The organism is Stenotrophomonas sp. LC732 (genome assembly GCF_052446685.1).
In the GTDB taxonomy this organism is placed as follows: domain Bacteria; phylum Pseudomonadota; class Gammaproteobacteria; order Xanthomonadales; family Xanthomonadaceae; genus Stenotrophomonas; species Stenotrophomonas muris.
On the sequence record NZ_CP199214.1, the window covers coordinates 902,396 to 917,564 of the forward strand.

The 15,169-nt window shown below is 66.8% G+C and carries 7 protein-coding genes and 2 pseudogenes; 4 read left to right on the forward strand and 5 right to left on the reverse strand.

Annotated features, from left to right (window positions below; translation table 11 throughout):
• Window positions 1-152: 152 nt before the first annotated feature.
• Window positions 153-1,151 (reverse strand): polyprenyl synthetase family protein, encoded by a 999-nt coding sequence (locus ACT6SE_RS04420; protein WP_005408451.1) that lies wholly within the window; start codon window positions 1,149-1,151, stop codon window positions 153-155.
• Window positions 1,152-1,365: 214 nt separating this feature from the next.
• Here ACT6SE_RS04420 and ACT6SE_RS04425 point away from each other — a divergent pair, with 214 nt between their 5' ends.
• The gene (locus tag ACT6SE_RS04425; protein WP_046429389.1) at window positions 1,366-2,979 is read left to right on the forward strand and encodes an alpha-glucosidase; all 1,614 of its coding nucleotides are present in this window, start codon (window positions 1,366-1,368) and stop codon (window positions 2,977-2,979) included.
• 211 nt (window positions 2,980-3,190) lie between these two features.
• Here ACT6SE_RS04425 and ACT6SE_RS04430 read toward each other — a convergent pair.
• From ACT6SE_RS04430 to ACT6SE_RS04445, 4 genes and pseudogenes are all read right to left on the reverse strand, one after another.
• Window positions 3,191-4,279 (reverse strand): annotated as a pseudogene (locus ACT6SE_RS04430) (TonB-dependent receptor); the annotation flags it as partial.
• A 4-nt stretch (window positions 4,280-4,283) separates the two neighbouring features.
• A protein-coding gene (locus ACT6SE_RS04435) for an IS3-like element ISStma5 family transposase (RefSeq protein WP_087944427.1) occupies window positions 4,284-5,440 on the reverse strand; the annotation gives its coding sequence in 2 pieces (ribosomal slippage) (window positions 4,284-5,200 and window positions 5,200-5,440; 1,158 coding nt in all).
• Between the two features lie 63 nt (window positions 5,441-5,503).
• Window positions 5,504-7,171 (reverse strand): annotated as a pseudogene (locus ACT6SE_RS04440) (TonB-dependent receptor); the annotation flags it as partial.
• A 275-nt stretch (window positions 7,172-7,446) separates the two neighbouring features.
• Window positions 7,447-9,501 (reverse strand): glycoside hydrolase family 97 protein, encoded by a 2,055-nt coding sequence (locus tag ACT6SE_RS04445; RefSeq protein WP_088375400.1) that lies wholly within the window; start codon window positions 9,499-9,501, stop codon window positions 7,447-7,449.
• Window positions 9,502-9,738: 237 nt separating this feature from the next.
• Here ACT6SE_RS04445 and ACT6SE_RS04450 point away from each other — a divergent pair, with 237 nt between their 5' ends.
• From ACT6SE_RS04450 to ACT6SE_RS04460, 3 genes are read left to right on the forward strand one after another with little or no spacing between them, the layout of a single operon-like run.
• Complete coding sequence (locus ACT6SE_RS04450) at window positions 9,739-11,931, forward strand: Six-hairpin glycosidase-like protein (protein ID WP_046429393.1); 2,193 nt, start codon at window positions 9,739-9,741, stop codon at window positions 11,929-11,931.
• A complete protein-coding gene (locus ACT6SE_RS04455; RefSeq protein ID WP_046429394.1) occupies window positions 11,928-13,415 on the forward strand; it encodes an MFS transporter in 1,488 nt (495 codons plus the stop codon). Before ACT6SE_RS04450 ends, ACT6SE_RS04455 begins: the two co-directional genes overlap by 4 nt.
• Window positions 13,415-15,130: an alpha-amylase family glycosyl hydrolase gene (locus ACT6SE_RS04460; protein ID WP_046429396.1), complete on the forward strand. Its 1,716-nt coding sequence runs from the start codon at window positions 13,415-13,417 to the stop codon at window positions 15,128-15,130. The genes ACT6SE_RS04455 and ACT6SE_RS04460 overlap by 1 nt, the downstream gene beginning before the upstream one ends.
• Window positions 15,131-15,169 lie beyond the last annotated feature (39 nt).

A 15,169-nucleotide genomic window follows, 5' to 3' on the forward strand; every position in this document is an offset into this window, starting at 1 on the left:
CCGCTGGCCGGCAACCTCATGATGCTGCGGATGTCATCGGGAATGCCGGCCAGCGGCCGGCACTACCGATGCTTCAGTGCCGAACAACGGTCGGCACACACCGGAATGCCGGTTTGGTGGGTGCCGACCGTTGGTCGGCACACCTCAGCCGGTCAATGCGAGCGCTGCACCGCGTAGCGGGCCAGGCCGCGCAGGGCGGCAACGGCATCGTTGTCGCCCAGGCCATCGAGCGCGCGCTCGGCGGCTTCGGCATATTCCTCTGCACGCGCGCGGCTGTACTCCAGGCCGCCGGTGGCGCGGATCGCGGCCAGCACTTCCGGCATGGCCGAGGCGTCACCGTCCTGCACGATGGTGCGCAGGCGCTCGCGGGTGGCGTCGTCGGAGTGGGCCATCGCGTGGATCAGCGGCAGCGTGGCCTTGCCCTCGGCCAGGTCGTCGCCCAGGTTCTTGCCCAGCTCCTCGGCGTTGGCCGAGTAGTCCAGCACGTCGTCGGCGATCTGGAACGCGTAGCCCAGGTGCATGCCGTAGTCGAACAGGGCCTGCTGGGTCGCTTCATCCACGCCGCTGGCCAGCGCGCCCAGGCGGGTGCCGGCGGCGAACAGCACCGCGGTCTTGCGCTCGATCACGCGCAGGTAGGCGGCTTCGTCGGTGTCCGGGTTGTGCACGTGCAGCAGCTGCAGCACTTCACCCTCGGCGATGCGGTTGGTGGCGTCGGCCAGGATCTGCATCACCGGCATGCGCTCCAGCTCGACCATCAGCTGGAAGCTGCGCGAGTACAGGAAGTCGCCGACCAGCACGCTGGGCGCGTTGCCCCACAGTGCGTTGGCGGTGCTGCGGCCACGGCGCAGGCTGGATTCGTCCACCACGTCGTCGTGCAGCAGGGTGGAGGTGTGGATGAACTCGATGATCGCCGCCAGCTGGTGGTGCTCCGGGCCGGCCTGGCCGACTGCATGGCCGGCCAGCATCACCAGCATCGGGCGCAGGCGTTTGCCGCCGGCGGAAATGATGTGGTCAGCGATCTGGTTGATCAGCACGACGTCCGAGGACAGCCGGCGCCGGATCAGGGCGTCGACGGCGGCCATGTCGGCCGCGGCAAGCGACTGGATCTGGGGCAGGCCCAGGGCGGGACGGGTGTCTTCGGTGATGGTCATGCGATCAGGCTTTCAGGCTCACCACCGATTATAGGCGCTGGCCGTGAATTCGGGCGCAAACCGGCCAGAGCGGCAATTCCAGCCCGGCCTGCGCGGCCCTCCGCGTGAATACGTATGCAGGTTGCGCCATGCCTGGGAGCCCGCCGCTAAGCTTGCCGGATCAGGATTTCGGCCCGCTGCCGGCGGGTCCCGCATGCCCGGAGGGGGGCTGTCGATGTCGCACTATCCATGGTGGCGCGGAGCCGTCATCTACCAGATCTACCCGCGCAGTTACCTCGATGCCAACGGCGATGGCGTGGGCGATCTGCCCGGCATCATCCAGCGCCTGGACCACATTGCCGCGCTGGGCGTGGATGCGATCTGGATCTCGCCGTTCTTCAGGTCGCCGATGGCCGACTTCGGCTACGACATCGCCGATTACCGCGATGTCGACCCGCTGTTCGGCAGCCTGGACGACTTTGACCGCCTGTTGGCCAAGGCCCACGGCCTGGGCCTGAAGGTGATGATCGACCAGGTGCTGAGCCACACTTCGATCGAGCATGCGTGGTTCCGTGAGAGCCGCCAGGACCGCAGCAATCCGAAGGCCGACTGGTACGTCTGGGCCGACCCGCGCGAGGATGGCACCCCGCCCAACAACTGGCTGTCGCTGTTCGGCGGCTGCGCCTGGCAGTGGGAGCCGCGCCGTGAGCAGTACTACCTGCACAACTTCCTGGTCGACCAGCCGGACCTGAATTTCCATCACCCGGACGTGCAGCAGGCGACCCTGGACAACGTGCGCTTCTGGCTCGACCGCGGCGTGGATGGCTTCCGCCTGGATGCGATCAACTTCTGCTTCCACGACGCACAGTTGCGTGACAACCCGGCCAAGCCCGCCGACAAGCGGGTGGGGCGCGGCTTCAGCCCGGACAACCCGTACGCCTACCAGTACCACTACTACAACAACACGCAGCCGGAGAACCTGCCGTTCCTGGAGCGCCTGCGCGCGCTGCTGGACGACTACCCGGGGGCGGTCAGCCTGGGCGAGATCTCTTCGGAAGACTCGCTGGCCACCACGGCCGAGTACACCCGCGATGGCCGCCTGCACATGGGCTACAGCTTCGAGCTGCTGGTGGACGACTACAGTGCGGCCTACATCCGCGATACGGTCTCGCGCCTGGAAGCAGCGATGACCGAAGGCTGGCCGTGCTGGGCGGTGTCCAACCACGATGTGGAGCGCGCGGTCAGCCGCTGGGGCGGCCACCCCGCCGACCCGCGCCTGGCGCGGATGCTGGTGGCGATGCTGTGCTCGCTGCGCGGTTCGGTCTGCCTGTACCAGGGCGAGGAGCTGGGCCTGGCCGAGGCCGAGGTGCCGTTCGAGGCCCTGCAGGACCCCTATGGCATCACCTTCTGGCCGAATTTCAAGGGCCGTGACGGCTGCCGTACCCCGCTGCCGTGGACCGATGCACCGCTGGCCGGCTTCACCACTGGCCAGCCCTGGCTGCCGATCCCGGCCGAACACCGGGCCGCGGCGGTCGCCGTGCAGGAGCGCGACCCGCATTCGGTGCTGGCGGCGTTCCGCGCGTTTCTGGCCTGGCGGCATACCCAGCCGGCCCTCCTGCATGGCAGCATCGGATTTCTTGAAAGCGCCGAGCCCGTGCTGCTGTTCGAGCGTATGCTTGCAGATGAAACCCTCCTGCTGGCCTTCAACCTGTCGGCCGAAGCGGTGAGCCATCCGCTGCCGCCGGGCAACTGGCAGCAGGTGGTGGTACCGGGCCCGGATGCGGGCACGGTGCAGGGCAATGAACTCCAGCTGCCGCCACGCGCGGTGTATTGCGCCCGACGCAGCTGACCGTTTTCTCCGGTGGCGGTACTTGCGGGGACGGGGCCGAAGCGCCCCGTCCCTTTTTTGTGGCTGGGCCTTGCCGACCAGCGGCCGGCATCCGCGCAAAGGAAAACCCGCTGCCTGCGCAGCGGGTTTCCGGTCCTGCTCCCTGTTTTCTGTTGCCGGCCAGCGGCCGGCACTACCGGGTCCGGGCTGCCGGGCAGGGCCCGGCGCTGCCTCAGAACTTGTAGTTCACGCCCAGCATGTAGGTGCGGCCCCATTCGATGTACTCCAGCGGGCGGTCCTTGCTGCCGGCGTAGGTGCGGTACGGCTCGTTGGTCAGGTTGCTGCCCTGCAGCAGCAGGGTCAGGCCACGCAGGGCGCTGCTGTCGCTGAAGGTGTAGCTGACCTGCGCATCGGTCACGTTTTCGCCGACGACATAGCGCAGGCTGCGGTTGCCGTTGAAGTTGCCGATCTCACCGATGAAGTCCGACCGGCGGCGCTGGCTGACGCGTGCTTCAAAACCGCTGCGCTCGTAATAGGCAGTGAAGTTGTACACGCGCTTGGACAGGCCCGGCAGGCTGATCGGTTCACTGCCCACGCTGGAGGCGCTCTCCGGATCCAGGATGGTGATGTCGCTCTTGTTGAAGGTCGCGCTGGCCTGCAGGCCGAAGCCACGCAGGCTGTCGGTCAGCATGTCCAGCGGGAACGATGCGGTCAGTTCCAGGCCCTTCAGCGTGCCGCCCTTGCCGTTCTGCGGCGCGGAGAAGGTGCCGGTGGTCAGCACCGGCGCATCACCTGGTTGAGAAACCCAGTTGGCCACTTGGTCGCTGAAATCATAACCATCAATTGTCTGCGTATAGACGTAACTCTTCAGGTCCTTGTAGAAGATCGCCGCCGCTACGTAGGCCTTCTCGCCGAAGTACTTCTCGTAAGACAAGTCGACCGCGGTTGCACGCCAGGGATCCAGCAGGGGGTTGCCGCCGCTGGCCCCGGGCTTGCCGGTTTCTCGGGCAACACCAAAATCCAGACCGGCGCGCATCTGATCCACGCGCGGGCGTGCGACCTGCTTGGCGACGGCGAAGCGAAGGGTCTGCTGGTGCGGGAACAGGAAGGCCAGGTTCAGGCTCGGCAACCAATCGTTATAAGTTTTCCCGCTGGCGATAGGAAGAACGTTCTCGCCCGCTGGGCGGGAGCGGTCAAAGTAGCGCGAATCCGAGCTCTGGTCGGTGTGCTGCATCTGCACGCCGATGTTGCCGCGCACGCCCACTTCACCGATGTCGGTGTTGATGTTCAGGCGCGCCCAGGCGGTGGTGATCTTCTCTTGGGTTCTACCCCGAAATCACGGACGGTTGTAAAAGGGCTGAGAACTTCTGGTCTTGCCTGGCGACCCTTCGTCGCATCCTCGGGTTGTGGAACCGCTCGATGTATTCGAACACATCCGCCCTCGCGGCATCGAGCGTTGGGTAGGTCATGCGGTAGACCCGCTCGCGCTTGAGCAGGCCGAAGAAGCCTTCGCACGCGGCGTTGTCACCGCAGTGGCCCACCGCGCTCATCGAGCACACCAAGCCGTTGGCCGCCAGGTAACGCTGGTAGTCGCCGCTTCGGAACTGGCTGCCACGGTCGGAGTGCAGGATCAGTGGATGGCTGCCTTGGCGCTGCCAGACCGCCATCTGCACGGCCCTGATCACCATCTGACGATCCTGACGATGATGCATTGACCACCCCACCACCCGCTGGTCAAACAGGTCCAGCACGATGCACAGATACAGCTTGCCTTGCCGGGTCTTGAGCTCGGTGATGTCGGTGACCCACCTGGTCTCCGGCTCCAACGCGGTGAAGTCCCGCTCCAGCAGGTTGCGCACACCCGGCGGCGTCAGCGCCGGCTTGCCGCGCTGGCCTCGCCGCTTCGGTCGCGGCCAACCCTGCAGGCCATCGGTCGCCATCAGACGCGCCACCCGGTTCAGGCTCGCCGTCTCGCCTTCCTCGGCAAGGTCTTCATGCATCCGGCCGGCGCCCAATGTGCCCCGGCTGTCCTCATGCAACTCACGGATCCGGCCGAGCAAGCGCTGGTTGTCGCGCTCCCGGGCACTGGGCAAGCGCTTACTCCAGTCGTAGTAACCGCTGGCCGAGACCCGCAGGCAACGACACATCAGTCGCACTGGAAACTCATCGCGGCAACGTTCGATCACCTGATACCTCAGGATGATCCCTTGGCAAAGAACGTCGCCGCTTCTCGCAAAAAATCCCGCTCCTTCTTCACCCGGGCCAGCTCGCGCTTGAGCCGCGCCAGTTCCTCGTCCCGGGGCGTCCCGGTGCCACCGAAGGCCACCTGGCCCCGGCTCTGGGCCTCCCGCTTCCAGCGGGTCAGCAATGCATCCCGGATCCCCAGCTCCCGGGCCACCTGGGCACAGCTGACGCCCGGCTGGCTGGCCTGCTCAACCGCACCGCGCTTGAACTCGGTGCTGAACTTCCTTCGCTTCGACATGAACACTCCTCATGGCCTTGATCGGCCTTCTCGTAAGTGTCCGTGAAAACGGGGGTGAACCCCTTCGACCGTCCACGACTTGGGGATCAGGTAGTCCAGGTTGTCGACCGGGTTGAAGGTCATGTAACGACCCACAGCGGCCGGTACGTTCCAGGCCGGGATGGTGCCGAGGCCGGCGAAGCCCAGGTCCACCGGACGGTACTGCAGGTCCGAGGCGATGTTGGCATCGCCCTGTGCGCCGAGCAGGATGTTGCCTTCGGACTGGGTCTTCACCTTGCGGCGGTCGGCATAGTTCACGCCGATGTCGATGTCCGGTGCCCACGAGGCGATGGCATCAGGAAGGGCGATGGTGGCAGCCAGCTTGCCGCCCTTCAGGCGGTCTTCCACCTGCGGCACCTTGCCGTAGCCGGAGCCGTAGATCGTGTTGGTCAGGAACAGCGCATCGGGGTTGGAGTAGTTCAGGCCCGGGGTGATCTGCGAGAAGCCGTCCTGGCGGATCGACACGCCGACCGTGTCCAGCTGCGGCATCGGGGTCAGCTGCAGGTTGTTTTCCAGGTTCAGCTCGTCGCGCGTGGCCTTGGAGTAGTTCAGGTCGGCGACCAGCTTGACGCCGCCGAAGTTGAACTCGTTGTTCCAGCCGAACGCATCGATCTTGTCCTTGCGCTTGTTGTACATGCCGCGCACCAGCGGATACACGCCGCTGGCGGTGCCGCCGGTGAACGAGCCGTTGGCGTTGACCTGCGGGTTGCTGACCAGCAGGCCCGGGGTGTAGTTGCCGTTGTAGTTGCTGAGGTTCAGCTCGAACTGGTTGGCGGTGTCGATCTGCTCGGCTTCGGTGTGGAAGGCATCGAAGGTGCTGGTCCAGCTGTTGTTCGGGCGGAACTGGATCGTGGCCATCACGCCGTCGCGCTTGTTGTTGCCGGTGCGGCGCAGCGCCTTGATGCCATCGGAGAAGTAGGTGCCGGCACCCACGCCCGGGCGGTCGCCCTTGTCGGTGTGCTCGGTGGTCCACGGCTCGTACAGGCCGACCTGGTTCTCCTGGATCGGCATGTCGCTGTGCGCGTAGCCGATGGCGATGCCCAGGGTCTTGTCCAGGAACTGGTCGATGTAGCTGGCGCTGAAGCGGTTGCCGTACGGATCGACATTGGCGGCGCGGCCCAGCGAACTCTTCTGGTAGCGGCCACTGACCGCGATCACGCGCTCGCCGAAGCTGAGCGGGCGCGCGGTCTGCATGTCGATGGTGCCCGACAGGCCCTGGCCGACCAGCGCCGCGTCCGGGGTCTTGTACACCGTCACGCCGTTGACCAGCTCGGACGGGTACTGGTCGAACTCGACGCCGCGGTTGTCGCCGGTGCTGACCACTTCGCGGGCATTGAGCAGGGTGGTGGCGAAGTCCGGCGACAGGCCGCGCACGCTGATCACCTGCGCACGCCCGGCCACGCGCTGGGCGGCCAGGCCGGGCAGGCGCGAGATGGATTCGGCGATGCTGACGTCGGGCAGCTTGCCGATGTCTTCAGCGGAGATTGCCTCGACCACCGAGGTGGCGTCCTGCTTGACCGCGATCGCGCTCTCGATGCCGCGGCGGATGCCGGTGACCTGCACCGTATCCAGGTTGGTGGCGGCGGTGCCGGCCGGCGTGGTGGTGTTCTGCGTGGACTGTGCCGACGCCAGCGTCGGCGCCAGGACAACGGCCAGCGCGATGCTCAGCGCGCTGCGCTTGTGGTTCAACATTTTCCCCTCCCAGGCAATGTTGCAGATCGATTTGTGAGCGTTCCGGCGGGGCCGTGAACGTGCGACGCGGTGGCCGCTGTCGTCGCCGCTATGGTAGGCAGCGCGTTCTTCGCGGGAATCACCCTGCATGCGTATTCAATGGCGTCTGCAGGGTTGTAATCGCTTTCAGGTGCCTTGTTCGGTAGAGCCGAGCCCATGCTCGGCTGCGTTTCGGTGCTACGCACCGCCGCCCGAGCATGGGCTCGGGCGCTACGGGAGCGCAGGTAGGAAAACGTTCAGTGGATGGGCGTGAAGCGAATGGCCTGCCCACCGCCCGGTGCCAGCACCAGCGTCAGTGCATCGGCACTGGTCACCTCGCGGGTTTCGCGTGCGAACGCGAACGGGTTGCTGCGGAAATCAGCGCCTTCACCATCGCGGTAGATCTCGGCGCGATAGCGCAGACCTGGCTCCAGGAAGCCCAGCGGTACCGGCAGCACGCGGCCGTGTTCGTCGGTGATGCTGCCGAGGAACCAGTCGCGGCTGTTGCGGTCGCGGCGCACGATCGTCACGTAGTCACCCACTTCGCCATCGAGCACGCGGCTCTGCTCCCAGTCCACCGCCACGTCCTCGATGAAACGGAACGCCTCGCGATGCTGCAGGTAGTGTTCGGGCAGGTCCGCGGCCATCTGGATCGGGCTGTACAGCACCACGTACAGGGCAAGCTGGCGGGCCAGCGTGCTGGGAATGGCCTGGCCGTGGCGGCCCTTCAGGCTGAGGATGCCGGGGGTGTAATCCATCGGCCCGGCCAGCATGCGGGTGAACACCAGGTTGACCTCGTGCTCGGGCGGGTTCGGTGGCTGGCCCCAGGCGTTGTACTCCATGCCGCGCGCGCCTTCGCGTGAGATCCAGTTGGGATAGGTGCGGCGCAGGCCGGTATCCTTTATCGGCTCATGCGGGTTGACCGACAGGTGCCGGCGCGCGGCTTCCTGCACCACCTTCAGGTGGTGGCGGGCCATGAACTGCCCGTCGTGCCACTCGCGCCACAGTGGGCCCCCGGCCGGATTGCGGCGGTCGACCTGGCCGTCGTCGCAGACGTAGCCGGTCTTGAACTGGTCCACGCCCAGCCGTACGTACAGCTCCAGCGCGGCGCCCAGCTGGTCCTCGTAGTGCTCGATGGCGCAGCCGGTTTCATGGTGGCCGATCAGGTGCACACCCTTTGTCAGGCCGTACGCCGACAGCGCTTCGATATCGAAATCGGGCGTGGCACGGGTGAAATCGAAGTCGTAGCCATTGCCCACCCAGTTGCCGTCCCAGCCCGGGTTCCAGCCTTCCACCAGCACGCCACGGAAGCCATGCGCGGCGGCGAAGTCGATCACCTTCCTGGTCTTGGCGGTGGTGGCCGCGTGCTTCGGTCCGGTTGCCCAGCTCTCGTTGTCCAGGTGCATCGACCACCACACGCCCAGGTACTTGGCCGGCTTCACCCAGCTCACATCGCCCAGCGCGTTGGGTTCATTGAGGTTGAGGATCAGGTCCGATTCGACCAGGCCACCGGCACGATCGGCGATCTGCAGCGTGCGCCACGGCGTGGCGAAGGGCAGGGTGCGGCGTACCTTCCAGCCTTCGGCCGAGGGCGACAGCTGCGCGCGCAGGCGCTGCCCGTCGGTGCGCCGCAGCCACATGCCGGCATAGTCCACCAGCGCTGCCTCGTGGATCGCCAGATGCAGGCCATCGCGGCTGCGCAGGGTCATCGGCGTATGCACCAGCGGCACTTCGCGCAGCGGCGTGCGCTGATACAGGTATTCGTAGTGGATCGGTTCGCCGGCGGGAATCCACCAGGCGGTTGATTCGGGCGCGATGGCGAACTCGGTCAGTTCGTCATCGATGATGGCTTCGCGCAGGTTCGGTTGTTCAGGGAACACATAGCGGAAGCCAAGGCCATCATCGTAGACGCGGAACACCACATCCAGCCGCCGCTTGCGGCCGGTGGTTTCAGCCAACTGCACGGTCAGCTCGTTGAAGTGGTTGCGGGTGAGCCGGCGCTCGCCCCACGGCTGCTCCCAGGTGTCATCGACGCTGCGCCGCTGCTGGCCAAGCAGGGCGAAATCGCGGTCCAGGCGGCCGTCGCGCAGGGCGAAGCCGAGCTTCGAATCCTCCACCACGGTGTCGCCCAGGCGCTCGACACGGTAGCGGGCGGTGCCGCTATCCAGCAGCAGACTGACCTTCAATACCTTGCCCGGCGATTCGACGCTGGCCACCTGTGGCGCGGCCTGTACCAGCGTGGCCCACCCGATCAGGGCCAGGCCGAGCATGTGCGCGAACACCGCGCGTACAGCAGTGGATGACATCGGCAATTCCCCTCCCAAGGCGCCGTTGGCAGACCCGGACCATAAGCCAGCGCGGCGGGCGCGCCACCGCGCGATGCCATGAATACGTATGCAACTGGACGCAGCCGACAGCCCCGCGTCTACCATGGGGCCCAGGCACCTTGAGGGAGGGGCCGCGCCCGCCCGTCGGCAACGACGGTGCGGACCTACAACGCGTGCAGAGAGGGAGGGAGGCCGACGGGCGCAAGCCGGTCCGCCGCTTCGATGCTGAAGATCATTTGCCTGACCGCTGCCCTGGGGGCAGCGCTGGGATCGACCGCGCAGGCGGCCGACCTGCAATTCGACGGTCGCCATGCGCGTGCCGAAGCCGCTGCCAAGGGCAGCTTCGTGCTGCATGCGCCGAAGGGCGCAGTGCAGATCGCAGCCGCACCGATGCGCAGCCAGACCGGCAGCGTGATGTTCGATGCCCTGTTCGCGCTGGCCCAGCAGGAGATGTCCCAGGACCGCGTGGACGCGATTCGCGATCCGGCGTTCGACGAGGGTCGGCCGGTCCCGTGCGAGTGCTTCCAGACCGGTGCACGCTGGCCCTATGTGTGGACCCGTGATGTCAGCTTCGCCGCCGACCTGGCGCTGGCGCGGCTGGACCCCCAGCGTACCCGGCAGTCGCTGCAGTTCAAGCTGTCGGCGGCGCGCGATGGCCACACGCCCGGCCTGTTCGTGGCGCAGGACACCGGTTCCGGCGGCAGCTGGCCGATCAGCAGTGATCGCGTGGTGTGGTTCCTGGCGGCACGCCACCTGCTGGAGGACCGAGCGTTTGCCGATCAGGTCTGGCAGGCGCTGCAGGGCACGCTGGCGCAGGACCGCGCGATGGTGTTCGACGCGCAGATGGGCCTGTACCGCGGCGAGACCTCCTTCCTGGACTGGCGCGAGCAGACCTATCCAGACTGGACCCGCGAGGACGTGCGTTTCATCGGTGATTCCTACGCACTGTCCACCAACGTGCTGCACTACCAGGCACTGCGCCTGGCCGAACGCCTGGCCGGGCAGCACGGCGATGCCCGCGCGGCCGACTACAAGGCCTGGGCCGATGCATTGGCCCAGCAGATCGATGCGCGCTTCTGGCGCGAGGATATCGGCCAGTACATGAGCTACATCGGCGAAGCCGCGCACCCGGTGCCGTACGCCAAGGTCGATCTGCTTGGCCTGTCGCTGGGCATCCTGGCCGAGGTGCTGCCACCCGAGCGCGCGCGGCGTGCGCTGGCGGCGTATCCGATGGGCCCGGCCGGCAGTCCGGTGGTGTGGCCGCAGGAGGCGCAGCAGCCGATCTACCACAACCGCGCGATCTGGCCATTCGTCAGTGCCTATTCGCTGCGCGCGGCGCGCCAGCTGGACGATGCACCGCGCATCGCCGCCGAGATCCGCTCGCTGATGCAGGGCGCCGCGCTGGCCGGTTCCAACATGGAGAACTACGAGCTGGTCAGCCAGGCGGTGCATGTTGACGAGGGCGTGCTGAGCGGCCCGGTGGTCAACTCCGAACGCCAGCTGTGGTCGGTGGCCGGCTATCTGTCGATGGTGGTCGAGGGCGTATTCGGCGTGCAGGACGATGGCCGCGTGCAGCCCAAGCTGCCGGCCGTGCTGGTGCCCGAACTGTTCGGCAATCAGCGCCGCATCTCCCTGGAGGCCGATGGCAGGCGTTATGTGCTGGAGCGACCGAAGCAGGTGGGTGATGGCCTGCTGGTGGCGGGCAAGGTGAAGACCCGTGGCGCCACCACCACCGTGCAGCTGGTGCCCGCCGCAGCGGCGCCACGCAGCGCGGCGACGACGGCCGACGCAGATGCGCGCGCACCAGCCACGCCGGCCGCACCGCAGGTGCAACGCAAGGGCAGGGGCTGGAATGTCGTGGTCGCTGCAGGCCAGGTGCTGTGGCAGGACGGCCGGGCGCTCGCCGCCAGCAATGGCCTGGCACGCATCGGTGACGATGGCCTGCAGCATTGCCTCAGCCTGACCCGGCGCGACGGTGCAATTGAATCGCTGCACAGCCCGATGGTCTGCGTCGGTCCGCAGCAGCGACTGAAGGGTACGCAGCGCTGGCAGTTCACCTCCGCCAGGGCCGGGCAGGTGCGCCTGCGCCTGCAGTACCGCAATCCGAACGGGCCGATCAACACCGGTGTCACCGCTGCGGTGAAGCAGCTGGTGCTGCAGTGCCCGGGCCAGCCGTTGCAGCGGCACACCGTCACCCTGCCGCACAGCGTGGCCGTGCAGGACTCGACCTCGGCGACATTCACGGTGCCCAAGGGCCGATGCACGGTCACGCTTGAAGAAGGCTTCAACATGAGCGCGCTGCAGCACTTCGCGCACTACACCGGGGGCAAGGGCGGACGCGATGGCGTGCTCAACCAGGCCCAGGTGCAGGCGCTGATGGTGGCGCCGGTGGCCGCGGCAGAGGGCGCACGATGAATCGTACCGCCAAGCCGCAGCTGTCGTTCTGGCAGATCTGGAACATGTGTTTCGGCTTCCTGGGCATCCAGTTCGGCTTCGCCCTGCAGAACGCCAATGCCAGCCGCATCTTCGAGACGCTGGGCGCGGACATCGACGCGGTGCCCGGGCTGTGGATCGCCGCGCCGCTGACCGGCCTGCTGGTGCAGCCGGTGATCGGTTACCTGTCCGACCGCACCTGGACGCGCTGGGGGCGCCGCCGTCCTTATTTCATGATCGGAGCGGTGCTGACCACGCTGGCGCTGCTGGTGATGCCGAACTCGCCGACGTTGTGGATCGCCGCCGGCACGCTGTGGGTACTCGATGCCTCGATCAACGTGTCGATGGAGCCGTTCCGCGCCTTCGTCGGCGACCAGCTGGCGCCGCGCCAGCGTCCGGCCGGCTATGCCATGCAGAGCTTCTTCATCGGCGTGGGCGCCATCGTCGCCAGCTTCCTGCCGTTCATCCTGGCCCACTTCGGGGTCGCCAATACGGCCGCCGCGGGTGAGGTGCCTGATACCGTGCGCTATGCGTTCTACTTCGGCGCGGTGGTGCTGCTGGCGGCAATCACCTGGACGGTGGTCAGCACCCGCGAATACTCACCGGCGGAGCTGGCCGGTTTCGATGACGCCGAACCTCCGGCACATCACGCAGCGGCGCCGATCAGCGGCCCGGCGCCCTGGGTGCAGGTGGCTGCATGGCTGGGGCTGGGCGTACTGCTGGCGCTGCTGATCACCTGGCGGCAGGGCGACCGGATGCTGTACGTGCTGGCCGGCCTGTGTGCCGGCTATGGCCTGCTGCTGGCGCTCGCGCGTACGCTGCCGGCCACGCACATGCTGGCCGCCATCGTCGGCGACCTGCGCGCGATGCCGGTCACCATGCGTCGCCTGGCGTGGGTACAGTTCTTCTCGTGGTTCGCGCTGTTTGCGATGTGGATCTACACCACCGCCGCGGTGGCTGGCGCCCATTTCGGTTCGACTGAACCAGAGTCGGCGGCCTACAACGAGGGCGCCAACTGGGTGGGCGTGCTGTTTGGCGCCTACAACGGGTTCGCTGCGTTGGCGGCGGTGCTGATTCCACTCATGGTGCGTGCGATCGGCCTGCGCTGGAGCCACCTGGTCAACCTGTGGCTGGGCGGTACCGGCCTGGTCTCGCTGATGTTCATCCGCGACCCGCACTGGCTGCTGCTGTCGATGGTCGGCGTCGGTTTTGCCTGGGCGTCCATCCTCTCGCTGCCGTATGCACTGCTGTCCGACAGCGTGCCGGCATCGAAGATGGGCGTGTACATGGGCATCTTCAACTTCTTCATCGTGATCCCGCAGCTGGTGGCGGCCAGTGCACTCGGCTTCGCCCTGCGCACGTTGCTGGGCGGCCAGCCGATGCATGTGCTGGTGCTGGGCGGCTGCAGCCTGTTCATTGCCGGCCTGTGCGTGTTGTGGGTTCCGTCCCGTCCGGAGGTGGTGTGATGCGTGCTGCGTTGTCTGTTGCTGTTTCCTTGATGCTGCTGGCCGGCCATGCGGCGGCCGCGCCGCGCCCGGACTATGTGGGCACCACCGAACCGTTCGCCAGCGATGCGGTGTACTTCGTGGTCACCGACCGCTTCGTCAACGGTGATCCGTCCAACGATCACCGTGACCAGGGCGGCGTGCACCGCACCTTCGATATTCCGGTGCCATGCCCGGACAAGGTGGACGGCAACATCGGCTATCTCGGCGGCGACTTCCGCGGCGTGCTCGACAATGCGCAGTACATCCGCAACCTCGGCTTCGGCGCGGTGTGGATCACGCCCATCGTCGACAATCCGGACGAGGCCTTCACCGGCAGCAAGCCGATCAGCTGCACCAGCACGCTGACCGACCGCGGCAAGACCGGCTACCACGGGTACTGGGGCATCAACTTCTACAAGCTCGATGAGCACCTGCCCAGCAAGGACCTGGATTTCGCCGGGCTGACCAAGGGCCTGCACGGTGCCGGCTTGAAGGTGGTGCTGGACATCGTAGGCAACCACGGTTCGCCGGCCTGGACCATGCCGACACGGCAGCCGCAGTTCGGGCAGATCTTCGACAAGGACGGAAAACTGATCGCCGACCACCAGAACCTGCCGCCGCAGGAACTGGATCCGAAGCACAACCCGCTGCACGCGTTCTACAACAGCATTGGACCGGTCGACAGCAAGGACGGCTCGATCTTCGATGGCAACCTTGCCGAGCTGTCCGACTTCAACCAGGACAATCCGGCGGTGATGGACTACCTGGTCGGTGCTTACCTGCAATGGGCCGCTCAGGGCGTGGATGCGCTGCGCATCGACACCATCGGCTGGTTGCCGCACCCGTGGTGGCATGCCTTCGTCAAGCGTATCCGCGCCGAGCACCCGGGCATGTTCATGTTCGGCGAAGCGTTCGATTACGATGCCGCGCGCATTGCAGAGCACACCTGGCCGGCCAACGCCAACGTCAGCGTGCTCGACTTCCCGTTGCGCGGTGCACTGGAGCAGACCTTCGGCACCGCCGGCAAGGGTTTCGAGACCCTGGCCGAGCCGCTGCATCTGAGCGGTGGGCCGTATGCCAACCCGTATGAGCTGATGAGCTTCTACGACAACCACGACATGCCACGACTGCAGGCCAGCGACAGTGGCTTCATCGATGCACACAACTGGCTGTTCACCGCGCGCGGCATTCCGGTGGTCTATTACGGCTCGGAGACGGGCTTCATGCGTGGCCGTGCCGAGCATGCCGGCAATCGCGCTTACTTCGGCCAGCCGCGTGTGGATGCTGCGCCGAAGAGTCCGATCTTCGCGCCGCTGCAGCGTATCGCCCGGCTGCGCGCAGCCACTCCGGCGCTGCAGCGCGGCCTGCAGGTGAACGAGCGCCTGCAGGGTGATGAGGCGGTGTTCTTCCGCGTGCTGCAGCATGGCGAGGTGGCGCAGACCGCGCTGGTGCTGCTGAACAAGGGCGACAGTGCGAAGACCTTCACCGTGGCGCGGTACGTCCAGGCGGGCCGCTGGCGTGATGCGCTGGACGGCGGTTCGTTGCAGGTGGATGCTTCCCTGAAGGCCGAAGTGCCGGCGCACGGGGTGAAGGTGTACGTGCTCGATGCCGCCGTGCAGCAGCCGGCGCTGCAGGCCGAGCTGGACAAGGCGATGGCCGACCAGCGGGCGCGGGACGTGCGTCTGGGGCGGTAGTGCCGGCCGCTGGCCGGCAACCCATGAATCCATTGCACC